The following is a 26389-nucleotide window of genomic DNA, read 5'->3' as shown; positions in this document are numbered from 1 at the left end:
TTTACACAGACTGTGAGAAACAGCAAACAAACATAAAAAAACCTTTTTTTAACACTTACAGCATTAAAAATTATGCTATACGATCATTTTTAGCTCGTTAGGCTGCTCTGTGGAAAATTATTGGTATTTAACTCCGAGAAAAAACTAAAAAAGTTTGTTGCCGAATGATGAATATCTGAACGGTTATTTTTGTTATCTGCGTTAAAAACAGGACGAAATGCTGATTACTTACTCGAAAGGGTGAGGCGACGTTGTCCTTTTTGAGCGCTATGGCGCCACAAACTGTGCGGCGAAAAAAAACTTTCGTCTGTCAAAAAGCCGGGGGCGAAAGGATATCCCCCGGCGACGTGCTACAACCGAATTATTGCGTGCCGGCGCTATTGCCCAGGCTGGTATTCATATTGTTCAGAATATCCCCGTTGTCGGCGTCAATTTCCCAAGAGAACAATCCCCCCAGTTGCTTATCCAGCACATACTTGCCTTTCGCCTGCACCGAGCGCGGATCGTCGAAGGTGATCAGGTCGCCGGTAGACGGCTTGAACACATAAGGCGCTTCTGCGGTGGCGTCATAGTTGTACTGCCATTCGCCGCTCATAAACTCGTTGGCGATTTGACGGTAATCCACGATGCCATTTTCCCAGGTGCCTTTCACCGGTCCGGTGGCGGTGCCGGTAAACGGATTGTTGTTCTGGTAACCGCTCACGCCGGTCCAGCCACGGCCGTACTTGGCCGCACCCACCACAATTTTGCCCGGCTTCACGCCCTGCGCCAGTAATGCATTGACGCCGTTAACCGTGGTGTAAGCCGTGTCCGGTTTCCAGGCCGGCGCTTTCAGCGCGGTCTGGTGGCCCAGGTTTTTCAGATCAAAAGCGCCATAGAAGTCGTAACTCATCAGGAAGATGTGGTCCATCGAGTTCTGCGCGGTGTTGTAATCCACTTTGTCGATCTTGTCCTTACCGGCGCTGATGGCGGAGGTCAGCTCATACTTACGACCGGTTTCCGCCGAAAGCTGATCCAGCATGGCACGCAGATCTTTCATCAACTGCACATAGGTCGCCCCGTCCTGCGCGCTGCCCAGTTTCGGGTTAGCCCCCTCTCCGCCCGGGAATTCCCAGTCGATATCCACGCCGTCAAAGAATTTCCAGGTCTGCAGGAACTCTTTCACCGAACCGACGAAGCGATCTCGCTTCACCTTATCGCCCATAAAGAAGAACGGGTCGGAGAGCGTCCAGCCGCCGATAGACGGCAGGATTTTCAGATCGGGGCGCGCCTGTTTGAGCGCCATCAACTGACCGAAGTTGCCTTTGTAGGGGTCATCCCAGGCGGTGACGCCTTTTTGCCCTTTCTGCAGCGCGGCAAACGGATCGTGGATCGACACTTTAAAGTCTTCGCGGCCCTGGCAGGAACGTTGCAGCGCCTGGAAACTGCCTTCGATCTCTTTCAGACTGTCGTTAATGCCGTCACCGCCGCAGACCGGGATAAACCCGTACAGCAAATGCGTCAGGTTCTGCGCCGGAATTTTGTCGACGGTGAAATTACGGTTATAAACGCCCCATTCAACGAAATAAGAACCGACGACTTTTCCGGAGTCTTGTTTATAAGGTTTATTTTTTTCCAGCAACGGTTCTTTTAACGGCGCCAAATGGCTGCCGTCGGTATCCGCTACCACAATTTCTGTCGCATCGCTGGCAGTGCAGCCATCGGCATTGCATAATGCCACCTGCATTTGATAACGGCCGCCCTTATTCACCTTAAAGTTTGCCGTGCCCGAAGCGCCGGTTGACGCACCGCTCCAGACTTCCTTGCCGTTTAATAACACTTTTGCCGTGGTACCGGTATCGCCATTCCATAAATTCCATGAAACGGAAACATCCGCGTCGGTTTTTACTTTCACCAGATTATTATAAGCCGTCGCAGCCTGATCAACCTCGACAATGGCGAATTTGGTATTGCCCCAGGCCAGCGTGGGCTTGCCCGGCGCGGCGGCCTGCGCCGCAGAACACAGCGTGCTGCCGATCAGCAACGCCAACAGCGGTTTATTAAATTTGCGCATAACTGATTCCTTTATTCCTAGAGGATAAACGTAAAAGAGTTAATGACGGCCGCCTATTGCCGGAGAAAAATAATTCCGCAATAATCTTGGCCGATTAAAGTAAAAAACATTAAATATCTTGCCACACAGCGGGAATTAATTACTTCCGCTGTATGTATTCAGACTATAGATAAAACTGCCGACAACACAATAGCGCTATCAACCGGGTTTTATTGGGCAACGGTGAATTTATTTAAATATGAATAACAGAAGTAGCCAGGAATAAGGAGAGTAAATTAATTAGTGAGAAAGGATGAATGTTTTTTATGGAATTGATGTCATCGTTGACATCAAAATAAATTTGTTAGTGAAGTAAACCAGCTAAGGAGGCCGCAATGAGCATTCTGATGGTAAATGTACTGCCTGCCGAACAGGCTTAAAACCGATTTTTCCAAAGCGTTATCTGGCACGGATATGGGAAGCGTGCTGACATTTCCAGATATCGAAACAATGACCTATATTTTGCTGAACACTAACCGCATGGCGCTTATCAGAGATAATCACCGGGGCTGAGGCGATGTCAATCCGCGAACTTTCCAGGCGGGTAAGCCGGGATTTCAACGCTGTGCATACGGATGTTCAAGCGCTACTGAATGCCTGTGTTGTAGAGAAGAAAGGTACGAAGATTGTGTTCCCTTACGACGAAATACATTTCGAATTCGTGTTCGGTAAGGCCGCCTGAACGGCACAAACTGCAGCCGAAAAAAACCTGCTTTAAAAAGCAGGTTTCTTAAATGTGGTCGGCGAGAGAGGATTACGCGCATCTTCGATGCTTGCCCTGCGGGCCGTTGCTAAAGCAACGTGGTCTCGCTACGCTCGGCTCAAACCTCCTTCGGAGGTTACAGACTGCCAACAAAGCCCGTTATTAGGGAGAGTGTACCGAAGGGGTCGTAGCGGCTTGCCGCCGGAGCGCCCCTCGGTGCGCTAGGCCCGGGTATCTCGGGCTCAAAGGCAACGTTGTCATCAACCTCAAACCTCCTTCGGAGGTTCTCATCCTCTTGAACAACAGGCGAAAAAAAACCTGCTTAAAAAGCAGGTTTCTTAAATGTGGTCGGCGAGAGAGGATTCGAACCTCCGACCCACTGGTCCCAAACCAGTTGCGCTACCAAGCTGCGCTACTCGCCGATGGGGGCGCATGTTACTGCCGGCCATCATAGGCGTCAATGACTTTTTCAATCGCGCCCGTCAAGTGGCGATAAAAACGGCATAAAACGCTGCGCCAGAGCCTGTGCAGCGCTTTTGCGTTATGCCTTGGCGGTATTCAGCGCCAGCGACTGGGCGCGCAGGAACGGCAACAGGAACAGCGCGGACAGGCAGGCGGCGATGGAAATCACCACGAAGAAACCGTTCCAGTGCCAGATTTCCATCACCCGGGCGATCGGATAGCCGGACAACGCTGCGCCAAGGTAAGCGAACAAGCCGACAAAACCGGTCGCCGCGCCAGCGGCATCCTTGTGCGAACATTCCGCCGCCGCCATGCCGATCAGCATCTGCGGGCCAAAGATGAAGAAGCCAATGGCAAAGAAGCAGGCAGCCTGCAACAGGAAGGTAACGCCCGGCATGATCCACAGCGCCGCCACCGACAGGAAGATACCGATGGCGAAGATCAGGTTCATCGGCCCACGATTGCCGCGGAACAGCTTGTCAGAGCCCCACCCCGCCACCAGCGAGCCGATAAATCCGCCCACTTCGAACAGCGAGATCGCCGAGTTGGCGGTCATCAGCGTGTAGCCTTTTTCCTGCGTCAGGTACAAGTTACCCCAGTCGTTGATCGCGGTACGCACGATGTACACCAGCACGTAAGAGACCGCCAGCAGCCAGATGTACTTGTTAGTCAGCACATAGCGCTTGATGATTTCCCGGTTGGTCAGCCCCTGGCCTTCCGATTCCTGCACCAGCTCCATGGCGTCGTTGCGCCATTTGCCGACGCTGGGCAGGCCCATGGTGGACGGCTTGTCACGCAGGCGCCAGCACATCAGCAGGCCCAGCACCACACCGATGATGCCCGGAATGATCATGCCGTAGCGCCAGCTGAAGTGCAGTGAGATAAAGCCGACCAGCAGCGGGATCAGCGCGCCGCCAAAGTTGTGCGAGGTGTTCCAAATAGCCCACCAGCCACCGCGCTCGGAGCGCGAGTACCAACTGGTAAGAATTTTGGAGCACGGCGGCCAGCCCCAGCCCTGGAAGAAGGCATTGAGGATCCACAACGTGCCCAGCATCATCAGCGAAGAGCTGAGACCGAAGAAGATGTTGAGTATCCCGGTCATGATCAGGCCCAACCCCATGAAATAGCGCGGGTTCGAGCGATCGCTGATCATACCGGAGATAAACTTCGAACAGCCGTAGGTAATGTAAAACAGCGTGCCCAGGATGCCGACATCGGACATCGTCAGGCCAAGATCGCTCAGCATTGCCGGCATGATGAAGTTGAAGCTTTTGCGCGTGAAGTAAAACGCGGCATAGCCGATGTACATCGTCCACATCAGTTGGATACGCCAGTATTTATAGCTGGCATCGATCTGTTTTTGATCGGTGACCTGCGGCACATCCTGGCGGCTTTTAAGGAAAGACCACATGTGAAACCTCAGAAGAAGGGGAAAAGTGCCGCTATCATGCTGCGCGCGTGCGCGAATGGCTTACGCCGGATTCCCGACGCGGCTAGGAGTATTTCCTAGTTTTGCCCCTCTGTCAGTGAAACTGTGGGTAAGATCACATTCAAACAGGTGCCCTGCTCTGACGTCAGCCGCAACCGGCCACCCAGCGCACTGATGCGCTCCTGCATGCCACGCAGACCGTAGCCCGGCTCGTGGCTGGCCAGATCGATACCCACGCCGTTATCGCGAATGGTCAGCAGGATTTGCGGCGGCCGCCCTTTGCGACGACTAAGACGCGCATCCAGCTCAATCCGGCTGGCGGCCGCGTGGCGGCAGACGTTGGTCACCCCCTCCTGGCACACCCGATACAGCGTGATCTTCAGCGTCTCGTCCAGCAACTCATCCGGCACCTGCCACTGCATCACGCTCACCAGCGAGGCATCCTGCGGCAATGATTCACGCAGCATCGCCGCCACCGCCGCCGACAGCGGCAGGTTATTCAACGCCGCCGGCCACAGCTGGGTCAGCACGTCATGCACGCCGTCATAGACCCGCAGCGCCAGCGTATCTATGACTTCGGCGCAGCCAATCACCTGCGGCTGCGGCGCCAGGCGTTTAACGATGCTGGCCTGGGTGCGGATGACGGTGATGGTCTGGCCGACCTCGTCATGCAGCTCCCGCGCCACCTCACGCCGGGTCTGTTCCTCTGCGGTGACCAGCGCACGCGCCAGTTGACGGTTTTCCGTCAGCCGCAATCGCAGTTGCTGGTTCAGTTCGCGCTGGCGCTGGATGCCCGCACCGAGCAACAGGCCGGTCAGGCTCTGGGCCAACAGCGACAGCAGCAGATCGCGGTGTGATTCAGGCTGCGGCGGCTCGTTGGCCACCAGCACCACGCCGTTGAGCAGCGTCGCCAGCAGCGCGCCCTGCCAGCCATAACGGTAGGACATAAAGACAATCGGAATAGCCAGGCAGAACGGCGCGAAGCGGCGCAGCTCGGCAGCGTTCACCTGCTGCTGCAACCAGATACTGAGCGCAAACAGCAGCAGATAGCTGGCCAGATGACGCAGACGCAGCGTCACCGGTTTATGGATCAGGCCCGGTTCAAGCGGCACCCAGATTTGCCGCGCCAGATAGTGCCACAGCAGCAGGCAGGTCGGCGCAATGGTGAAACCACCCGCCAGGCCAAGCAGCAGCGCACGCGCGCCCTCGCCGTTCACCAGCTGCCACACCATGGCCTGCAACAGGGCCGCCGCCGCTACTACCGCGCCCTGCAACAGCGGCCATTGCCATTCACTGTCGCTTTGCTGATGGCGCAACAACCAGGGGGAAGCCAGCAGGCTGAGCAGCACCGTCAGCACCAGCACGACGACCGAAGCCCACAGCGCCGGGCCATAGCCGAACTGATCCGCCAGCAACACCATCAGCAGCAGATCGGCCAGCAAAATCCCTGGCCAGAAACGGTAAGGGCTTTGCAGCAAAATGCCCATCCGCAGACCGAACGGGAACAGCAACAGCGCCTGCCACGGCGGGTCGATCAGCGCCGTACCTATGCCCCACAGGCAAAAGGCGCTGGTGGCGTAGATAAAGAACAGCGCCAACTGGGTGATCAAGCGTTGCATCACAGGTTCAGCATCCGCTTGGCCAGTTCGACGTTGTTATTGATGCCCAGCTTGGCGAACAAATTGGCGCGATGCACGTGCACCGTTTTCGGCGACAGCCCCAGTGCAACGGCGATCTCCCGCACTTCCTGCCCTTGCGCCAGCAGCAGCGCGATTTCGCGTTCGCGGCGAGTGAGCGGATCGACCTTCACCCGCGCCAGCTGTTGGGCGATTTCCGGCATCAGGTACACGCCACCGCTGGCGACGGTGCGCACTGCGGTGATCAAATCTTCCGGCTTGCAGCGCTTGGACAAAAAACCGCAGGCGCCGCGCTCCAATGCCAGCTCCACCAGCGCCGGATTGTCATGCATCGACAACATCACTACCCGGATCCCGGAGGGAATGTCCGCCAGCAAATCCAGCCCGCTGCCGTCCGGCATCGAAATGTCGCAGATGCAGATTTCCGCCTCCAGGCCCGGCAAGCCGGCGCGCGCCTGAGCCGCGCTGCTGAACTCCCCGACCACCTGAATATCCGCCTCCAGCGACAGCAGTTGTACAAAGCCCGATCGCACAATGTCATGATCGTCAATAAACGCCACGCGCAGGGTCATGGAAATCTCCGGTCCGAGGGGGAAAGTGCGCAAGTATACCGCAAGCCTGAGCCGGATGAATTGAAGAGGGAGGCGTATTGAAAATAATACATCCCCAAAATAATTGGCGTTGCATCAAGGCGGCAAGACCGTTCATCCCCAGGCGCTTAGTAAACTAAGTGACTGAGGTGCACGGGCACAGCCAACACAGATGCAGCTTCAAGTATGACGGGGATATTAACGCCGGGCGCAGCCGCGCCCGGCATGGGGAATTACAGCGGGGTCGCCGCCGCTTTTTCCTGCGGGATGTTGCACCAGTTGTTTTTATCCACGATGCCGCCATCCGGCGAGGTGTAACCGAGGCAACCGAGAATGGTATCAAACAGCTCGACGTGACGGTGGGTCTTGCCGATACGCTGCTGCGCCTGCAATTGCTCAAACGCGCTGCGATGCTGCGGGTCTTCCAGGAACTTGTCGGAGGCCCATACCATCATCGGCACGCGGAATTGCTCCGGCGGCGCCATTTCGCGCGGCGTGCCGTGCAGGTGTGAATTCTCGCCTATCGACTCGCCGTGATCGGACGAATAGAACACAATCGCCTTCTTCTCGCGCACCTGGTCGATCACATTGGCGATAAAGCTGTCGGTATACAGCACCGAGTTATCGAAGGCGTTAACCAACTGATCTTTGGAGCAGAAGTCGTCAACGCCGATACATTCCGGCTGATAGCGCGCGTAGCTGCGCGGATAACGCTGCGAATAGAGATAATGCGAGCCTTTGGTGTGCAAGATCACCATATGCTTGCCTTTCGGGTAACGCGACAGCGATTCTTTCATTTCGTCCACCAGCAGCATGTCGTCGACCGATTTGCCGTCGTTGCGTTTCTCGGAGGCGATCATCTCGCGGAACGAATAGTTGTCCACTTCGGTATTGTTGTAGAACCAGACCTCGCTCTGCATGGCGAACAGCTCTGAGGTGAAGCCCAGGTTTTTCAGCACTGCAAACACGTTTTGTTCTTTCAGCGTGCGCTGCGGGTTGTCCGACGTGCCGCCTTCGCGCACGAACATGCAACGCAGCGACAGTTTGGTGGCGGTATCGCAGGATTCACCGCGGAACGCCACCAGGTTTTTCTCCTGCGACAGCCTTGGCGTGGTATCACGGTCATAGCCGAGAATACCCATGTGATCCCAACGCGTGGTCTCACCAATGATGAACACCACGTAGGTGTCATCGATATCCGCCGGCGGTACATAGGTAAAATTCTTGGCCGGATCGAACAAGTTGGCCTGATCCAGGCTTTCGTCGTAGCGGGTATAGGCAAACAGCCCCAGCGCCGAGATCCAGTTGGATGGCAGGTAGGAATGCGCCACCACGCCGCCGTAGCTGGGCAGATCGACGTTAGTGATTTTTTCCTGTGCGCTTTGCTCTTTGTCCAGCATGCGCAGCGGCAACCAGACCAACGCCACCACCGCCACCAGCACCATCAGTGGTTTCACCCGGTGTCCGGGGGTTTTCAGCTGTTCGATCAGCGTGTAGCGCAGGTTGTTTTTCCAGATGCACAGCAGCGGCAATGCGCTGAGCACCACCATCCACAGGACGAAATGCATCCCGACCACTTCTTTCGACAGGTCGATATCCGTGGTCATCACCGAAACGACGATGCCATAGCCAATCACCACGTTGAAGAACGTCATGTAATAGCTGGCGGCAACGGAAATCAGCACCAATAGCGAAGCGATAATGCGGTAAAACAGCCGGCCGCCCAGCGATACCAGCCGCATAATGAAGAAGGTGAACAGAACGATAGCGATAACTTCAGTGACCGCAGAGATAACCTTAATGCCCTGAATGCCGTGCGAAAACGAATCAAAACGACGATAAAAAACGGAAAGGTTCAAAAAGATGCCGATATAAATCGCTAACAATAACGATAAATTCTGCTGTGATAGCGATTTAACTTTGTTCATGTAACGCGGTGGCTCCGGAGCTTTAACAGTTCTGAATCAGTCAGACATTGGATGCGGCTGCAGGTTCAGCCGATCGGCAATAAGCGCTATTTTGAGGGCAATAATCAAGTGAATTCTCAAAAAACAGGCATTTTTTGCCGTTTTTTGTGATGAAGATAAGTGCGGGGCAGAAGGTGAAATGGAGGGTTTCCCCTCCATTTTTTCCGTGGTGTCGGCAAAAACGTTATTTAACGTTAAGAGTTACATCAATATTGCCGCGGGTGGCGTTGGAGTATGGGCACACCACATGGGCTTTTTTCACCAGGTCTTCGGCTACGCTGCGTTCAATGCCCGGCAGGGTGATATCCAGTTGCACTTCGATGCCGAACCCGTTGGGGATTTCACCGATACCGACGGTACCGTCGATTTTGGCCTCGGCCGGGATCTTCACTTTTTCTTTCGCCGCGACAAACTTCAGCGCGCCAAGGAAGCAGGCCGAGTAACCGGCGGCAAACAGCTGTTCCGGGTTGGTGACTTCTCCGCCCGCGCCGCCCATTTCTTTCGGCACGCCCAGTTTTACATCCAGCACGCCATCGGATGAGGTCGCACGGCCATCGCGGCCACCGGTGGCGGTTGCATGAGCGCGGTAAACAACTTTTTCAATGGACATAAATCGTTCCTTATTTCCGGGTTGGAGGTATGACATCGGATTCAGTTGGCTGAACTCCGTCACTGCTCTATCTTTCACGATTAAATCGTACACTACTTATATTGTGCGCTTAACTCAGTGTAGTGCACGATCGGCGATCGTGCTTCTGGCACTGGCCATCAAATCTGGTCGATCAGCTTGCCGCGCAGCTTCTCCAGCTGCTGCTTGATATTCACTATTTCGTCGAGGCTGCAATCGGTGGCGCACATCACCGCTTCCGGCACCGCCTGCGCTTTTTCACGCAGCGCGCGGCCGTTATCGGTTAAGGCGATGATCACCTGTCGCTCATCAGCCGTGGCGCGGTAACGCACCAGCAAACCGGCGGTCTCGAGCCGCTTCAGCAACGGCGTCAGAGTGGCGGAATCGAGAAACAGCCGTTCACCGATGTCCGTTACCCTGATTTCATCTCGCTCCCACAGCACCAACATCACCAGATATTGCGGATAGGTGAGTTCGAGTTGGCTCAGCAGTTTGCGGTACACCTTGTTCAACGCCAGGTTGGCGGAGTACAGGGCAAAGCACATCTGCTGGTCGAGCAGCAGCAGGTTTTTCGCAGTGGGTTGTTCGGTGTCTTTGGTTTTCATGTGGTAAATATAGATAGTGCACGATGTAATCGCAAACTATTTTTTACGCGATGTGCTACATTTTTTAATGCAGGGGATGCCACAGCAGGGTGCTGTGCGGAGGGAAAGGATATGACAACCACACTGGTAGAACGTGCGCGCCGCTACGCCACCAAAGCGCATGCGGCGATCGATCAACGCCGCAAATACACCAATGACCCCTACATTGTTCACCCGCAGGCGGTGATGGAGATCGTCAGCAGCGTACCGCACAGCGAAGCGATGCTGGCCGCCGCCTGGCTGCATGACACGGTGGAAGACACGCCGACCACCCTCGGGGATATCGCAAGCCATTTTGGGCCGCAGGTCGCTGAACTGGTGGGCATGCTGACCAACGTCAGCGGCGCCAGTGGCGGCAACCGCTTTGAACGCAAAAACCGCGATCGGCGGCACAGCGCCGGCGCCTCGCCGCAGGCTAAAACCATCAAACTGGCGGACCTGATCGACAACACCCGTTCGCTGCTGGAATACGACAGCCACTTTGCCCGAACCTATCTGATTGAAAAACAGCGGCTGCTGGAAGTGCTGACCGAAGGCGACCCGACACTGTGGCGACAGGCCAGCCATATCGTCGAACAAGGGCTGACCAGGCTCCAGTTGCCGCCGCATAACGTCCCGGCAAGCTGGTTCGAACATGCGCGCCAGCGTTACCGGGAAAGCGATGCAGCGTAGCCGTCAGAACGTGACCACCGTTTTCAACGCCGTCACCCAGGCGTCCTGCGTTTCGCTGACGCCCGCCGGGTGATGCCAATATTGCAGACCCGGCTGCAACTGTAACCAAGGGGTGACGTTGAAACGATAGAACAGCTCCGCCGTCACCGAATGCCCCGGCACCGGGCGATAGTTGGGATCCTGATAATCGGTAACGTTGTTGATTTGATTCATATAACGCTGATTATCCCGGTAATGATCGCTCAGCTTGACCATAGAAACCCCCAGCCCCAGCCAGTCGTCCGGCCGCGCGTCGAACAGGCCGTGGTAGCGAATGCCGGTCGAGGTGGAATAGTGCATATAGTTGGTGCGCTGATCCGCCAGCCCCAGGCTGTAGAACAGGCTCAACCCCCGGCTGGCGTCATCACGGTGGCGCGTCACCTGCTGGTTAAAACCGCTGTACAGGAACCAGGTGCGGTTGTGGCTACGATACCCGTTCGGATCGGTCGCGCCCGCGCCACCGGAAACCCCTTCATACAGATCCTGCTGCCTGGCGTTGGTGAACAGGACACCAATGTTGTACACCCCCGGCAACTGATTGACCGCGTTGGTTTTCAGCTCCAGTTCCATCGGCAGTAAAAAGCCCTTGCTGCCCTTGGTGGTGGTGCTCCAGGCATGGCCGCGGCTCGTGGCGTTCGGGTTCTGCTCCATCACGCCGGTTTTGAACGTCAGCCCGTCGGTCAGTTTGTACTGCAGGGTGGTACCCCAGTAGTGCACGTTCCAGTTATACCAGGTCAGCGAGTTGGCGGACTTGCCGCCGCACAGCGCCAGCGTCTGGAAATCGCAGGGAATGATCTGATCGAAATCCTGCACCTTGTTCATCATGCCGACGCGCCACTGCAGCCGGCGATCGAGAAAACTGCGGCTGAAGGTCAGCCAGCCCAGCCGGGTGATCGACTGGCCGCCATAACTTTCCTGCGACAGATCGGTCGGATTGGCGCGCGGATCCTGCAAACGATCGCGCGTCAGGTTATTGTCGTGGTTGCGGTTAACGATATTGCCCTCAATGGCCGCGTCCGGGATGCCGGTCAGCGCCTGCAAATCCTGACTGAAGGTCAACGAGAACTGATCGATATACGAAGCCTGCTTATCCTGGTTATACCCGCCGCCGGCGTTATACGACAGCTGGCTGAGATAGCCGAGGTTATAGTGAAAACCCTGATCTTCGAGGATCGGTCTGATCCCCAGCATATCGCCCAGCAACCCTGGCGAAGGCGGTTCGAAACCGAGCGCCACGCCATCCCATTTGGCGGTTGGCGCTTCGACGTCTTTGCCGGTTTGCAGCGTTTCCGCCTGCACGCTACTGCAAAACAGCAGCAGTGCCGCGAGTGTCCCGGTGTGAGGTAATGGATATTTCATTATTATATTTCTCCGCATATAAAACGCTGACTGCGGGCAACAGCATTCCCTGGGCGAGAATTCCCCATAATTGGCAGCAGTGAATAAAGGTGATTGCCCGACGATTGCCGCCGGGCGGGTATTCAGATTTAGCCTTGGTCTTTCAGGCTGTTACCGTTGCTCTGGATCACATCGCGATACCAGTAGAAACTCTTTTTGCGGCGACGCTCCAGGCTGCCGTTACCTTCATCGTCGCGATCGACATAAATAAAGCCGTAGCGCTTGGACATCTCGGCTTTAGAGGCGCTGACCAGATCGATTGGCCCCCAGCTGGTGTAACCCATCACCTCCACACCGTCGTCAATCGCTTCCGCCACCTGCACCAGATGATCGTTGAGGTAGTTGATGCGATAGTCGTCGTTGATGCTGCCGTCGGCTTCAATGCGGTCCTTGGCGCCCAGCCCGTTCTCCACGATAAACAGCGGTTTCTGGTAACGGTCATACAGCACGTTGAGCAGGTAGCGCAGCCCGATCGGGTCGATTTGCCAGCCCCATTCCGAACTGGCCAGATGCGGGTTCGGCACCATGTTGAGAATGTTGGCGCGCTCGGCGGTGTTTTGCTGTTCGTCGGTGGTGACGCAGCCGCTCATGTAGTAGCTGAACGAGATAAAATCGATAGTCTCGCGCAGCGCCTGTTGATCCTCGGCGGTAATCTCGACCTGAATGCCGTTTTCACGGAAATAGCGCTTCATATAGGCCGGATAACCGCCGCGTGCCTGCACATCGCCAAAGAACAACCAATCGCGGTTCTGACGCTGGGTTTCCAGCAGGTCCTCCGGCCGGCAACTCAGCGGATACAAAATACCGCCCAACAGCATGTTGCCGATTTTGCCTTCCGGAACAATCTCATGGCAGGCCTTCACCGCCTTGGCGCTGGCGACCAGCTGATGGTGAATCGCCTGGTAAATCTCGCTTTTGCTGCTGCCCTCCGGCAGGCCGACGCCGGTAAAGGGCGCGTGCAGCGACATATTGATCTCATTGAAGGTCAGCCAGTGCTTCACCTTGTGCTTATAACGTTCAAACACAGTACGCGCATAGCGCTCAAAGAAGCCGATGGTCTTGCGATTGCCCCAACCGCCATACTTTTTCGCCAGCCCGTACGGCATCTCATAGTGCGACAAAGTAATCAGCGGCTGAATGCCGTACCTGGCCATCTCATCGAACAGCCGATCGTAAAACGCCAACCCGGCCTCGTTGGGGGTTTCTTCATCGCCCTGCGGGAAAATACGCGTCCAGGCAATAGAGGTGCGCAGGCACTTGAAGCCCATTTCCGCGAACAATGCGATGTCCTGCGGATAACGATGGTAAAAGTCGATCGCCACGTCCTTGATGCCGCTGTCGCCGTCAACCCGTGGCGTCACCGCACCGAAAATGCCCTGCGGTTGCAGATCAGAAGTCGACAGCCCTTTACCGTCGGTCTGGTAAGCCCCTTCCACCTGATTTGCCGCAACCGCGCCGCCCCACAGAAAATGGTCTGGAAATTTGCTGCTCATCGCTTTCTCCTTGGTTAACGTAATAAAGTCAGCAGCGGCGCCTGTTCCTGCACCCTGCCGTGGCCGCTGGCCAGCACGTCGACGTAGTCATCGCTGTTACTGACGATGATCGGCGTGGTGGTATCAAAGCCGGCGGCGTGGATCGCCGCCTGGTCAAATTCAATCAGCAGATCGCCCGGCTTGACCCGATCCCCTTCTTGCACGTGGGCAGTGAAATGCAGCCCGTCGAGCTTGACGGTATCGATGCCGACGTGGATGAGAATTTCCGCTCCGTCGTCCGACTCAATGCCAATCGCGTGTTTGGTTTTAAACAATGACGCCACGCACCCCGCCACCGGCGCCACTACCCGCCCTTGCAACGGGACGATCGCCACCCCCTTGCCCAGCAAACCGCTGGCGAAAGTGGCGTCGTTGACCTGTGCCAACGGCATCACCTCACCGGCGATTGGGCTGGCGATAATCTCCTTGCGATTCAGCGGCGTGACGGGTTTCGGCTCCTGTGGTGCAGCCACCTCCGCCGGCACCACACCAAACAGATAACTGGCCACCGCAGCGAAGCAGAACGACAACAGGGTGCCGCCAATCGCCCCCCACACCGTGGCATCGAAGCCGCCGGCGGGAATAATCTGCGCAAAGGTGAAGACGCTCACCAGGCCGAAAGAGTAAGTGGCGGTATGGAAATAGCCGATTACCGCGCCGCCGAGCGCACCGCCGATACAGCCAAAGATAAAGGGCCGTTTGTTCGGCAAGGTCACGCCGTAGACCGCCGGCTCGGTAATGCCAAACACCCCGGCGCCGATGGCGGACCCAGCCAGCGCCCGCAGTTTGGTATCGCGGGTACGCAGCATCACGCCCAGCGTGGCGCCCACTTGACCCATCACCGCCGGTAACAGCAGCGGCACCATGGTGTCGCGGCCGAGCACGCTCAGGTTATTGATCATCAACGGCACCAGACCCCAATGCAGGCCGAAGATCACGCACACCTGCCACATCGCCCCCATAAAGGCACCGGCAACGATCGGGTTAAAGGCATAGATACTTTGATAACCGTTGGCCAGCAGGTGGCTGAGCCAGGTTGCCGCCGGGCCGATCAGCAAAAAGGTCAGCGGCACGGTGATCGCCAGGCACAACAGCGGCGTAATGAAGTTGCGCAGCGCGCTGTGGATCACCCGGTTAAACAACGGCTCCAACCGGCATGAAACCCAGGCGGCGAAAATAATCGGGATCACCGACGAGCTGTAATTGATGAAGGTCATCGGGATGCCGAGGAAATACTCACGCACCGCACCGGGCTGCTGCGCTGCCTCGAACGCCGCCATCATCAGCGGGTGGGTCAGCGCGCCGCCGATCGCCATAGTGATGAACGGATTGCCGCCGAACTTTTTCCCGGCGGTATAGCCCAGCATGATCGGCAGAAAGTAGAACAGCGAGTCACTGGCGGCAAACAACATTTTATAGGTGCCGCCGTCCCCTGACAGCCAGTTGCATGCCAGGCTCAGCGCCAGAAAACCTTTCAGGATCCCCGAAGCGGCCATCACCCCCAGCAGCGGGGTAAAAATGCCTGACACCACATCGATAAAGCGGCTGAACAGGTTTTCCTTCTTGCCATCGCCCGCGTCATCCTCCGCCGCGCCATCGCCCAGACCGGCGGCCTGATTGACCGCGTTATAGACTTCCGCCACGTGGTTACCCACCACCACCTGGAACTGCCCGCCGCTCTCCACCACCATGATGACGCCGGGATTTTCTTTCAGCGCCGCGGCATCGGCACGCTGGCGGTCACGCAGCTTAAAGCGCAAGCGAGTGGCGCAATGCACCAGGCTTTTCACGTTGTCGCGGCCACCGACGCCGGCCAAAATCTCACTGGCTAATGTGTCATATTTCATAGTGTTATCCTTACAATCTGTGTTCTGCCGTTCCAGCGCAGCGATGGCCTATCGCCGTGACGGAATTCAGCGCAAAAAAAAACCTAAACCTCATGGACCTGCACCCGAAAAAAGGGGAACAGAAGCATGAGGTTTAGGTTTTGCCTGCCGGAGCAGTGACAACCCTAAATCGGCTGAGCTATGACGTTAACACTCCGTTTTTCGCCACGGCAAGGCTTTCCGGCGGCAAAGAGTGGAACTGTGATCCGGCATGCAAAACGGCTTCAGTGGGCAAAATAGTGCATGCCGCCATCTACCGGGATCACGGCGCCGGTGATATAGCGCGCCAGCGGGGAACAAAGAAACGCCGCCAGATAAGCCATGTCCTCCGGCTCGCCAAAGTAGCCGATCGGGATATTCTGCTTGATGAACGCCTGGCGTGCGGCCTCGGTCGGGTGCAGTTTTTCACGCACCTGCTCGCTGTTAATCCGCCCAGGTTGCAGCGTATTGACGGTAATGCCCTGCGCCGCCAGCTCGCTTGCCAGCCCCTTGGCCCACAGGTGCAGCGCGCCCTTGGCGGCGGTAGCGGCATTCAGGCTGCGCGGTTCCATCGAGCCGCTGATGTTGATGATTCGCCCCCAGCCTTGCGCCTGCATGCCGGGCAACAGCGCGTGGGTCACCCGGCGGGCCGGCGTAAAGTTCAGGGCGAACGCCTCTTCCCAACCGGCGTCACCTTCGCTCAACGCGGTCGGACGAGCGCCGCCGACCGCATTAATCAGGATATCAATCGTCCCGACCAGGCGTGCCGCCTGCGCCAGCATGCTGTCGAGCGCCGCCGCGTCGGTAATGTCCGCCGCGATCGCATACGGCCGTGGGGCACCGCTTCGTTCAACCTCGTCGGCCAGAGCCAGCAAGCGTTCCTCACGGCGGGCGGTCGCCACCACGGTGACCCCCTGCGCCGCCAGAACCCGAACCATACCGGCGCCGATGCCTTCGCTGGCGCCGGTGACTAACGCAACACGATCCTGTAGCTGCAAATTCATAAGATATCCTAATTGAATAAGTCAATTTCGCTAAAGAGATAACGGCATTGAATCACAGCCCGCTCTGTGTGAATATTCCATAAAATTGCGGCAATACTGTGCAGGAATTCACTGATGTTCGATTGGCAGGATTTAAAACACTTTGTGGTGCTGGCTCGCACCGGTTCATTGTCGGCGGCAGCAAGGGAATTGGGTTGTGACCACGCGACGGTCGGCCGGCGGGTGGCGGCGCTGGAGAAGGCGCTCGGGCTGCGGCTGATCCTGCGGTTGCCGCGCAGCACGCCGCTGACGCCGGACGGCCAAAGGGTGGCCGCGCTGGCGGCAGAGATCGAAAATCAAAGTCACGCCATTGCTCGCCATGCCCGCAGCGCCGGTGAAACGCCGCAGGCCCAGGTACGCATCAGCGCGCCGCCGTCGATCGCCGCACGGGTCATCGCCCCGCATATCACCGAGTTTCACCAGGCTTTTCCGCATATTACGCTGGTGCTCTCCGGTGAAGCCTCCATCGCCGAACTGGATCGCGGCGATGCTGAAGTGGCGGTGCGCATGGTGCGACCACAGCAACCGGATCTGCTGGTGCAACGCATCGGCATGATGCGCTACAGGCTGTACGCTACCCCGCAGCACGCCGCCCTGCCGGAAGCGGCGTGGGCCTTTATCGCCTACGACCATCACTACAGCAACCAGCCGCACCAACAGTGGCTGCTGCAGCTGTTGCAAGGCCGCCCGGTGGTGTTTCAGGCCAGCGATCTGTTCTCTTTGCAGGAAGCTGCACGATCGGGGCTGGGTGCGGTAGTTTTGCCGACGTTTGTCGCCGATAACGACCCACTACTGGTTGCCCTGCCGACGTCGATAGCGCCGCCAACGCGCGAACTGTGGCTGGTCACCTACCCCGATCTGGCGCGTTCCACCGCCATCCGCACGGTCATGACTTTCCTGAGCGATCTCATCGGAAAAAAATGTCCTCTGGCAACATAAAACATCAGACTTGCTAATTGAATGCTGGACAAAAGTCACACGGGGGATTATTACTGATCGCCGCGTAATTTACTTTAGGGACGGCTGAAATCATGACATTGCGGACTGAGTTTGGACGAATTTTGATTACCGGCGCAGGTGGCCGGGTCGCCACGGCATTCCGTCAATCGGTGGGCGATCGCTATCAACTGCGGCTGGCGGAAAGAGACATCAACTTGTTGACCGGCCTGCAACCCGGCGATGAAGTGATCAGCTTCGACATTGCCGATCTCGACGCCTGCCGCGCGGCCTGCGCCAATATCGATACCGTGCTGCACCTGGCCGCCGATCCCTCCCCCGATGCCGATTTTTGTCACTCGTTGAAAGATAACAATATCCTCGGCACCTACAATATTTTCCGTGCGGCGAAAGACGCCGGCTGCAAACGCGTGGTATTCGCCAGCAGCGCGCAGGCGGTAGAAGGCTATCCGCTGGATTACCAGATCCGCCCGGAAGACGCCCCCAAACCGAAAAACCTGTACGGCGTCAGCAAAGCGTTCGGCGAAGGCATCGCCGCCTATTTTGCCCATCAGGAAGGGCTTTCCGCGCTGTCGGTACGCATCGCCAACTTCACCACGCTGGAAGCCGGCGAGCAGCTAAGCGCCCGTGACATGAGCGCTTTTCTCAGCCACCGCGACGCCGCCGATCTGCTGGAACGCTGCATCCGCATTGAAGGCGTGCACCATGCGGTGGTACACGGTGTCTCCAACAACCGCTATAAGCGGCTGTCGCTGGAAGAAACCAGCCGCCTGCTCGGCTACTACCCGCAGGACGATGCGTTCAGCATTCTGGGCTTCGCCTAAAGCTTGTTGTCGATGCGCTGCAGCAGGTAGGGGAAGAACGGGTTGGAAGCGATGCGCATCAGCGAATCGAGATCGACCACCAACACCGACCGTTCGCCGCGCGCAGCGATAGTGCCCAGGCTAATGCCGAACTCATCGCGCTGCGTCGGGAAACGCCCATACAGCGAATCGCTCACCGGGAACGGCAGCGCCACATGCGACAGCGAATAAATATCCGCCGGGTAAGTCATCCCCAGCGGTTGCACGGTTTCCGTAGTTTTCCCGGCCGGCGTTATGCGGGCAATCGCCTCGTTGCTTTCCGGTGAGGCGTTGGCTATTACCGTCGTCTGGTAACGGCGTGGGGGTACAGGCAACAACTGGCTAACCGCCGCCGCCGCGTTTGGCCGCAGCAGCGGCCCGAAGTTGATTGTACGATTGACGTCAAACAGCACCAATTCGCTGCCGTTCGCCGGCAGTTCATTGTATAACGCGCGGATCACCGCCCGGGTGCTGACGGTGGAATCCATCACCGACTGGAAGGTCAGCACCGGCGGCAATGTGCTCAGCTTGCCGTCACGTGCAGCACGGGCGATTTGCTGTTGCAGGCTATTGCTGAGCAGATAAGACTGGCGCGCGCCATTCACCGGAAACGAGTTGTATTTAAACGGATTAAACTCCGGCAACACCCCAAGCCACGCCGCTTTGGCAAACGCCGGGAACACCGCAGGCCAACCGGCGATGCCGGCGAAACGGGCAAAGCTGGTGACGCCGATCATCGGCGAAATCAGAATCAGCCGCTGCGGTGCCGCCAGTTTCGGGTCTTCCAGCGCATCCAGCGCATATTTCATCGCCAGCGCGCCGCCGTTAGAAAAGCCCACGATATGCAGCGGCTTGTCGCCCCCGACTTTACTGCGTGCCTCGCGTACCGCCAACCGCGTCGCCGCCAGCCAATCGCGCCATTCGATATCGGTCAGCGCACCCGGTACCGTACCGTGCGCCGGCAGGCGAATACCGACGGCCACAAAACCGCGCTGCCGGTAGTTTTCGGCGATATGCCGCAGGCTGTAAGGGGAATCGGTCAGGCCATGCAGCAACACCACCGCACCGCGCGGTTCGCCCTGCGGCAACAGCTCATAGGAGCGGTTCCAGTCCTGGGCAAAGTGCGGCGGATACACAGGGCTGCCGTCGAAATAGCGGTTGAGCGGAATGCGTTCGCTGGCGGAAAGCTTGTCGGTGACGTTGGCCTTCACCTCATCGAACACCCGGTTTTCGGCGACCAGGTACGCTTGCCAGTCAGCCTTATCCAGCTCGGCGGCAGACAATTCGTGCGGCACAAAAGTGTGCCACGGCTCCAGCGCAGGGCCGCTTTGGGTGTCGTAAACCCGCACTGCAAGCAACGTGAATACGACGGTGACGACCACAATCGTCAGCCGTTTGATCCCTTTGATTATCGCCCTGGACGGCATACTCACCCCTGAATTCACGGTTATCCAGCAGCGATTATAGGTGCTAAAGGCGCTCAGGGGCAGCGGTGTGCCATGAAAGCACCGAGACAGGAATGAACAACGCCGGGCATGGCCCGGCATTTTCAACTAAATTACGGCTTTTCGGCGATTTTGCGCAGATATTCGTTATTTTTGAATGCAATGATGATCATTTCAAAACAGACGCGGGTAAACACGCCGCCGAGAATAATCCCGAGCAGGCCACGGAAGAACTCCCCGTAGAACATCGCCCCAATGCCGCTAACAAGAATGCCCAACAGGCACAGCCAGTAAACGGCAGTGATGATTTTCGGTGTCAGCATCGCGTCAAAAAAGAAAATATTTTTCATTGTAAATCCTTCCTTAGGTCAGTATTTAATTATCCCAGAGGCGACTCGTCAGCGTCGATATGGCGGCCGGCCCTATTTGTTACGCCGGTTATGATAACGAGTTATGCGACGCAAAGCGCAAGAAAATCAACGAACCATTGCATGAAAGTTGAGGGTAAAGATGCGCAACAAGATAGGCCACAACATACTGGGCTGTTTGGCGGCACTGTGGCTGTGCAGCCAGAGCGCACAAGCGCAGGAAACGCTGATCTTCGTCCGGCACGGGGAGAAACCCGCCAACAACAGCGGCCAGCTGACCTGTAAGGGGTTGAACCGTGCACTGGCGTTACCGCAGGTGCTGCTGGGCCGCTACGGCAAGCCGGACTTTATCTTTGCCGCCGGGCCGAAGGAGAACAAAAGCGGCAGTTCGCTGCGCGCTTTATCGACCATTATGCCCACCGCCGTGCGTGCAGAGTTACCCATCAACATTCAGTTCCACGCCGACGACATCACCGGGCTTGAACAAGCGCTGCTCAGCGAAAAATACCAGAACTCGCGCGTCTTTATCGCCTGGGAACACAAGAACCTCGACAAAGCGGTGAAGCACATCGTTGCCGCACGCGGTGGCGACGCCAATCAGGTGCCCAAATGGCCGGGCAGCGACTTCGACAGCATTTTTGTGGTCACACTGGATCAGGGCAAAGTGACCTTCAAGCAGGAAAGCGAGGGGCTGACTCAATTGGCGGAGACCTGCCCATCCGCAGGGTAAAGCCAGAACAGCCTTCGATGGGTTTGGCAGATGGGCCTCCTTATCGCCTGGCCGCTGTCGCTGCCGGTGTAATAAGCCCCAACTCAACGCCCAATCGGATAGCCTGACGGGCGTTGCCGACGCCCAGTTTCACCACAATATGACCCATATGAAACTTCACCGTACTCACGGAAATCCCCGCGATGACAGCAATCTCTCCATAGGTTTTCCCCATGCTGGACCAATACAACACCTCATTCTCCCGTGGGGTGAAAATGGGTTTGCACACGCCCGCATGATGCTCGCTTATACCGGAGGAGACCGACCCGGCGAGGCGATACATCTGTTCATTAAAATCGATCAGTAACATCTGCAGAGCGCCGCTATCGGACAAGAGCCGCTTTTCCAGCGCCCCTTGTCCGTTGCTGCCGATGATGACAGACAGCAACGCCAGGTTGTTCATAGGGTCATGCAATACAAAAGTGAAGCCGTTAACGATGTGGTATCGCCTGGAGAGGGAAAATATTTTATCTGACATCAGGGTGATATTTTCGCCCCATACAAAAGGCGAAGCACGTTTGAACGCAGTCAGTATCACCGGGTCAGTGAGCTGGAAATTATTGGTGCGGTAGAGATCCACCCATTCGTCAGGGTAACTGGAAATAATGAGAACATCTGACGGATTATTCTTCCTGACAACCGTGTAGGCGTATGCCGGGCTACCGAGTGATGATAACTTCCTGTCGATATGCTCCCGAAGCGTTCCCGTTATGATTGGATTTTCATTGAGGGTAGAAAACATGCGCGCTCCGTGGCGATCCGGCTTTACCCTTTAGAGGAAAGAACCTAGATTTAAGTACAGCTTATATATTGTAGCCCGAGATATATAATAAACCTCGTTAGGCTCTGGTAAAAAAAACCTGACCTGTACGGTCAGGTAGCCAATATAGCCAACACCAGGGAAAATTTTCCGGTCAGACAGGGCATGCAAAAAGCCACTACTGGCCGGGAACATTACTTTAGCATTATTAACCTATCCTTTCAAATTCATCTGCACCATACCCCTCTGGCCAGCGGCCAGCACCCTGGAAAAAACCGGGTGTATGCAGTCAGGATATCTTTAACCGCTGAGGGTGGGTATTGAGCAACACGCACAGTTTCTCCAGGCTGACTGACGGGGAGAAATAAAATCCCTGAGCGATGTCGCAACCATATTGTTCGAGGTAATGCAGTGACTCTTGATCTTCTACGCCTTCGGCCAACACGACATAATTGAGCTTATGTAACATATCAATAATGCTTTGCACCACGATTCGGCTCTCGTTGTCCGTTTTCAAGTTTTTGATCAAAGATCCATCCAGCTTAATCACGTTGGCGGGGATATGCCGCAGGTAGTTTAGATTGCTGTAGCCAGCGCCGAAGTCATCCAGCGCAATGGTGTAACCTCTGGCCTTGAGCGTCTGCAAACAGGCTAACGCCTCACCGCTTTCGAGGATCCGCTGTGATTCCAGACATTCGAGCTCGATATCTTGGGGTTGCAGATTATAGTGGCCGAGTGCGTCGTCCAGCCTGCCCGAAAAGTTTTTCTCGGCAAAGTTTTCGGCGGCGACATTGATCGATACAGGTATATTGAGCCCTGCCTGACGCAACCTGAAGACCTCGCGGGTCGCCTGTGAAATCACAAACTCGGTGAGGGGTTTGATCAGCGACGTGTTCTCTGCGAGACGAATAAAATCACCGGTGGGGATTGCCCCGAGTACCGGATGCTGCCAGCGCAGCAGCGCTTCCGCCCCAATAATCTGCTTCGAGATCAGCTCAACTTTGGGTTGATACTCAAGATACAAACCGGCCCTTTGTTTCAGGCTTTCCGCCAACTCATTGAGCAAGTTGAATTTGTATTTACGTATGGCATCCTTCGAGACGTTATATGCCGTGACGGTCAGGCTCTCATCTATTGCGTCATGTAAGGCGCTGGTCGCTTCACGCAACACCTCCTGCGGGTTGCTGTCCTGGACCGAGAACAGGGTGTAGCCGGCATACAGCTCCAGTTTCAACGGCACGATACCGCGCACCTCATGGCGGATCCGCTCTGCACAGGTTTCCAGCATGCCTATTGCCGAGTGTGTTTTTTGGGCATCGATAATGGTGGCGAAACGTCCCGGAGAAATGCTGTATAAAATTTGCTCACCAAGAAACGTGTCTTTTAGAAAATGCCCAATATCCACCAACACCAGCTCCACAGCCGAGAGACCGAAAGAGCGCGCCATTTCGTAGGCGTATTTAATGTCGATCGTATCGATCAGAATCAAGGCATATTCACCGGGGGCCGACGACAGATTGCCGATCTCTCTCATTAACCTCTGGCGATTAGGGAAACGCGTTACCGCATCGACCAATCCAATCTCACTTTGTGCCTCAATCAGCTCAACAACGATGGTGGTCATATTACTGAGCAAACCGACCCTGACGGCCGAAAAAAAACGCGGTTGTTTGTCGGTGATGCATAACGCCCCGATAATATAGCCTTCGCGGGTACGTATAGGCATGGCGACATAGTGACGAATCGCGGCAGGGCCAGTGACCATCAGGTCTGATGCGAAACGTTTGTCCCGTTGGGTATCCTTGCAGATCAGCGGTTTACCGCTATGCCGGACAAAGTTGAAGAGCGGGCTGTTAAAATCGATATCCTGCAGTTCGGTATTGATTTTTGCCTTGATCCAGATTTTTTTTGAGCCGTAGAGACAGATAAAACAGCCGGGCACTTGCAGAAGCCTGCACGTCAGATCCAACACATTATGGATAGCGTCATTATGGCTGGTATCAAGCCCTTCCAGGGCATCGATCGTGGCTTGTCGTTCATCTTCGTTTTTACTGAGGTGTCTTAGCATGCATGGAATCCCCCATCAAAGCCGATAAAGACGATTCAACTAGCGGATCGTGTAGGTCTTCTTGCCTGCGGACTTCGCCTGGTACATGGCGTCATCGGCTTTGGTCAGTAACGCTTCAGCGCTGATATTGCCGTCTGAGGATATCGCTGCGCCGATACTCGCGGACAGGGTCACCTTCTGATTGCCAATTTGCGTTATCGCCGCCAACTGCGTGAGTACCTTCTCGCAAAACTCACTGACCTGCCGCTCCGGGTGCATTAGCGGCCACAGGATTACCGTAAACTCATCCCCGGCTAACCGCGACACGCTGTTGTTAGTACCGGCACAGGCGCTGAGCAGTTTGGCGAAGGTCTTCAGGATCAGATCGCCAAAATCATGGCCGAAACTGTCATTGATATTTTTAAAACCATCGAGGTCGATGAATAACAGCGCCATCTGCTGCTGGGGGCAACAGAGCTGCAATGTGCCGGCCAGCCGGCGCAGGAAAGCGCGTCGGTTGGTTAACCCTGTCAGCATGTCATGGGTGACATCGTATTCCAGCCGCTGCTGCAAGCGTTTAAGCTCGGTGATGTCCATAGACAAAATATAGAAACCCTGCGTTTCGCAGGGCACTAATGTGGTATGGACCATCAATAACCCTTGCCGCGTCTGGAGTTCATTCTCAAAGCTTAGGGTTTCCCCGCATAACGCTCTTTCGATCACAGGTTTGGCCGTCGCATAAGCAGCCTCTCCTATCAACTCCCGAACCGTCATTTCCTTGAGGCGCGCTTCATCCAGGCCAAACCAGGTCTTATAAGCGCTGTTGGCGAAAAGATAACGTTCCTCGTTGTCGATCTGGCTGATCAGGGCCGGCATATTGTCGGTAATGGCGCGCAGACGTTCTTTCTCCGCGCTAAGTTGATGTTCGGTAAGGACTCTGCTGTCAATTTCGAGATTGAGTTTATTGACGACCACGCTGAGCTCGTGGGTACGCAGTTCGACCCGCTCTTCCAGCTCATGCTGCAACGCGAACAAATCGGCCTCAGCCGCTTTACGCTCGCTGATATCCACGATGACCGAAATAAAATGGTGAGGATTGCCATTCGGCAAGCGGTTCAGGGCCACCGTAAGCTGAACCCAAATAATTGAACCATCTGCGCGGTAATAACGCTTTTCCATCGAATAGGTTGCTATCTCGTTGGCTAGCAACTGTTTCAGCAGGCCAAGGTCGATATGCAGATCGTCCGGATGGGTGATGTCCTGGAACGTGCGCTCCAGCAATTCCCGTTCAGAATACTGCAGCATTTCGCAAATGCGTGGGTTGACGCGCAACCAATACCCTTCCAGCGAGACCAGGGCCATGCCTACCGCCGCCTGAGAAAATGTCTGTTCAAACAGGGCTTCGGTGCGCTGCAGGTTAGATTTCAGGCTTTCGGTATAAATATCACGTTCAACACCATGCAGGTGTTCTTCGATTACCGCGGCAAAATCCCGTAAGTCGTGCGCCCTGTCATGGGAAAAGGATTGAGGACGGCTGTCAATAATGCACAGCGTGCCCAGCGGCAGGCCATCCAGCGAGAGCAAGGGCTGCCCGGCGTAGAACCCAATCTTTGGGCCACCGGTGACCAGGGGGTTATCGAAAAAACGGGGGTCGACTGCGGTATCGGGCACCACCAAGGTCTCTCGCTGCAAAATGGCGTGCCCGCAGAAAGAAATATTGCGTGGCGTCTCTCTGGCATCCAGACCAAAGCGCGACAAAAACCACTGACGATCACGATCTATCAGAGAAATCAGCGCAATGCTGACGCCAAAATATTTTGCGGCCAGCCGCGTGATGCGGTCCAATTTTTCCACTGAATTCGTGTCCAATACGTTCAACGAATTCAGAACCGACAGACGTTCGGCTTCATTCTCTGGAAAGCATGGCTCGAACATATGTGCTCCGGTTTACTGTTTCAGCGGCGAAGCTCAATGTCCTGCTGAGCTAGCCGCTGTGTTTTTAATCAGAATCAGTTCATTACCTCCCTCACTGGAACGGCAATCAACCTCAGCCATCATGGAGTCAATCAGTATCAGCCCGATATCGCTTTCTGGCCAGGTGTCCTGAATCTCAGGGCTGGGAAACATCCCTGACGCAGGCGACAGCGCATCCCATTCTCCAGCGCTTCAGGCATACAAAGTATAGTGGGTCAATGCACAGCGTGATATCCCAGGCAAATATCGCGTCGCGAGCAGGCGTAATCCTGCGTCAAACGTCGCTCTTTTCTCATCATGCCTCTTTATCCTTTCTGATTCAGAAACGTGATGAGTTTATTTAAATACGGAGTAGTTTTTTATTATCATGAGATAACCCATTATTATTGCATTTGTAATCATTGCATTGAGAATCATGGTGGCGTAATTAAATTTATCATGATGATAATATTTAAATAAAAATTCTCGTGAAGAATAGCGCTCTGAAATCAATGTTAGCCGCTCAGAGCAAGGAGTTTTATCCTGC

General features: G+C 55.9%; 20 protein-coding genes, 1 tRNA gene and 1 other RNA gene. 4 read left to right on the top strand and 18 right to left on the bottom strand.

Features of this window, described 5'->3' with window-relative positions; translation table 11 throughout:
• Window positions 1–361 precede the first annotated feature (361 nt).
• From JEM67_RS01005 to JEM67_RS00965, 9 genes are all read right to left on the bottom strand, one after another.
• Complete coding sequence (locus JEM67_RS01005; protein ID WP_199636422.1) at window positions 362–2053, bottom strand: glycosyl hydrolase family 18 protein; 1692 nt, start codon at window positions 2051–2053, stop codon at window positions 362–364.
• A 776-nt stretch (window positions 2054–2829) separates the two neighbouring features.
• Window positions 2830–2958: non-coding RNA, RtT sRNA (locus JEM67_RS01000), on the bottom strand.
• 182 nt (window positions 2959–3140) lie between these two features.
• A tRNA-Pro gene (locus JEM67_RS00995) sits at window positions 3141–3217 on the bottom strand.
• A 119-nt stretch (window positions 3218–3336) separates the two neighbouring features.
• Complete coding sequence (locus JEM67_RS00990; protein ID WP_199636421.1) at window positions 3337–4668, bottom strand: MFS transporter; 1332 nt, start codon at window positions 4666–4668, stop codon at window positions 3337–3339.
• A 95-nt stretch (window positions 4669–4763) separates the two neighbouring features.
• Window positions 4764–6305, bottom strand: coding sequence for a signal transduction histidine-protein kinase/phosphatase UhpB (uhpB, locus tag JEM67_RS00985; protein ID WP_199636517.1), 1542 nt, complete (start codon window positions 6303–6305; stop codon window positions 4764–4766).
• Window positions 6305–6895 (bottom strand): transcriptional regulator UhpA, encoded by a 591-nt coding sequence (uhpA, locus tag JEM67_RS00980; RefSeq protein ID WP_006316823.1) that lies wholly within the window; start codon window positions 6893–6895, stop codon window positions 6305–6307. The genes uhpB and uhpA overlap by 1 nt, the downstream gene beginning before the upstream one ends.
• Before the next feature lie 251 nt (window positions 6896–7146).
• Complete coding sequence (eptB, locus tag JEM67_RS00975; protein ID WP_013811008.1) at window positions 7147–8841, bottom strand: kdo(2)-lipid A phosphoethanolamine 7''-transferase; 1695 nt, start codon at window positions 8839–8841, stop codon at window positions 7147–7149.
• A gap of 223 nt (window positions 8842–9064) precedes the next feature.
• A complete protein-coding gene (locus JEM67_RS00970) occupies window positions 9065–9490 on the bottom strand; it encodes an organic hydroperoxide resistance protein (RefSeq protein WP_004950797.1) in 426 nt (141 codons plus the stop codon).
• Window positions 9491–9648: 158 nt separating this feature from the next.
• Window positions 9649–10113: a MarR family winged helix-turn-helix transcriptional regulator gene (locus JEM67_RS00965; RefSeq protein WP_199636420.1), complete on the bottom strand. Its 465-nt coding sequence runs from the start codon at window positions 10111–10113 to the stop codon at window positions 9649–9651.
• A 111-nt stretch (window positions 10114–10224) separates the two neighbouring features.
• On the opposite strand from JEM67_RS00965, the gene JEM67_RS00960 reads away from it, so the two are divergent.
• Window positions 10225–10824: an HD domain-containing protein gene (locus JEM67_RS00960; protein ID WP_199636419.1), complete on the top strand. Its 600-nt coding sequence runs from the start codon at window positions 10225–10227 to the stop codon at window positions 10822–10824.
• A gap of 3 nt (window positions 10825–10827) precedes the next feature.
• Here the strand turns inward: JEM67_RS00960 and JEM67_RS00955 are convergent, their stop codons facing one another.
• The 4 genes from JEM67_RS00955 to JEM67_RS00940 form a co-directional block, all read right to left on the bottom strand.
• Window positions 10828–12222, bottom strand: a complete 1395-nt coding sequence (locus JEM67_RS00955) for a carbohydrate porin (protein WP_013811005.1) — start codon at window positions 12220–12222, stop codon at window positions 10828–10830.
• Between the two features lie 128 nt (window positions 12223–12350).
• Entirely contained in the window at window positions 12351–13754 is a 1404-nt protein-coding gene (locus JEM67_RS00950; RefSeq protein WP_199636418.1) for a glycoside hydrolase family 1 protein, read from the bottom strand.
• A 14-nt stretch (window positions 13755–13768) separates the two neighbouring features.
• Window positions 13769–15640, bottom strand: a complete 1872-nt coding sequence (bglF, locus tag JEM67_RS00945) for a PTS beta-glucoside transporter subunit IIABC (RefSeq protein WP_199636417.1) — start codon at window positions 15638–15640, stop codon at window positions 13769–13771.
• Window positions 15641–15903: 263 nt separating this feature from the next.
• Window positions 15904–16662, bottom strand: a complete 759-nt coding sequence (locus JEM67_RS00940; RefSeq protein WP_199636416.1) for an SDR family NAD(P)-dependent oxidoreductase — start codon at window positions 16660–16662, stop codon at window positions 15904–15906.
• A 114-nt stretch (window positions 16663–16776) separates the two neighbouring features.
• Here JEM67_RS00940 and JEM67_RS00935 point away from each other — a divergent pair, with 114 nt between their 5' ends.
• Together JEM67_RS00935 and JEM67_RS00930 are read left to right on the top strand one after the other, a co-directional pair.
• Window positions 16777–17640: a LysR family transcriptional regulator gene (locus tag JEM67_RS00935; protein WP_199636415.1), complete on the top strand. Its 864-nt coding sequence runs from the start codon at window positions 16777–16779 to the stop codon at window positions 17638–17640.
• Window positions 17641–17732: 92 nt separating this feature from the next.
• Window positions 17733–18482, top strand: a complete 750-nt coding sequence (locus tag JEM67_RS00930; protein WP_013811000.1) for an NAD-dependent epimerase/dehydratase family protein — start codon at window positions 17733–17735, stop codon at window positions 18480–18482.
• On the opposite strand, the gene JEM67_RS00925 is transcribed toward JEM67_RS00930, so the two are convergent.
• Both JEM67_RS00925 and JEM67_RS00920 read right to left on the bottom strand, forming a co-directional pair.
• Entirely contained in the window at window positions 18479–19927 is a 1449-nt protein-coding gene (locus JEM67_RS00925) for an alpha/beta hydrolase (RefSeq protein WP_199636414.1), read from the bottom strand. The genes JEM67_RS00930 and JEM67_RS00925 overlap by 4 nt on opposite strands.
• Window positions 19928–20058: 131 nt before the next feature.
• Window positions 20059–20295, bottom strand: a complete 237-nt coding sequence (locus JEM67_RS00920; RefSeq protein WP_004950762.1) for a DUF4282 domain-containing protein — start codon at window positions 20293–20295, stop codon at window positions 20059–20061.
• 160 nt (window positions 20296–20455) lie between these two features.
• Between JEM67_RS00920 and JEM67_RS00915 the strand changes: the two genes are divergently transcribed.
• The gene (locus JEM67_RS00915; RefSeq protein WP_199636413.1) at window positions 20456–21043 is read left to right on the top strand and encodes a histidine phosphatase family protein; all 588 of its coding nucleotides are present in this window, start codon (window positions 20456–20458) and stop codon (window positions 21041–21043) included.
• Between the two features lie 40 nt (window positions 21044–21083).
• Here JEM67_RS00915 and JEM67_RS00910 read toward each other — a convergent pair whose 3' ends face one another.
• The 3 genes from JEM67_RS00910 to JEM67_RS00900 form a co-directional block, all read right to left on the bottom strand.
• The gene (locus JEM67_RS00910) at window positions 21084–21824 is read right to left on the bottom strand and encodes a helix-turn-helix transcriptional regulator (RefSeq protein ID WP_199636412.1); all 741 of its coding nucleotides are present in this window, start codon (window positions 21822–21824) and stop codon (window positions 21084–21086) included.
• Between the two features lie 307 nt (window positions 21825–22131).
• Entirely contained in the window at window positions 22132–23910 is a 1779-nt protein-coding gene (locus tag JEM67_RS00905; protein WP_233527726.1) for a sensor domain-containing diguanylate cyclase, read from the bottom strand.
• A 39-nt stretch (window positions 23911–23949) separates the two neighbouring features.
• Window positions 23950–25824: a diguanylate cyclase domain-containing protein gene (locus JEM67_RS00900; protein WP_199636411.1), complete on the bottom strand. Its 1875-nt coding sequence runs from the start codon at window positions 25822–25824 to the stop codon at window positions 23950–23952.
• Window positions 25825–26389: the final 565 nt, after the last annotated feature.

Source organism: Serratia sp. PAMC26656 (genome assembly GCF_016469055.2).
GTDB classification, from domain to species: domain Bacteria; phylum Pseudomonadota; class Gammaproteobacteria; order Enterobacterales; family Enterobacteriaceae; genus Serratia; species Serratia plymuthica.
This window is presented reverse-complemented; position numbering and strand designations above follow the sequence as displayed.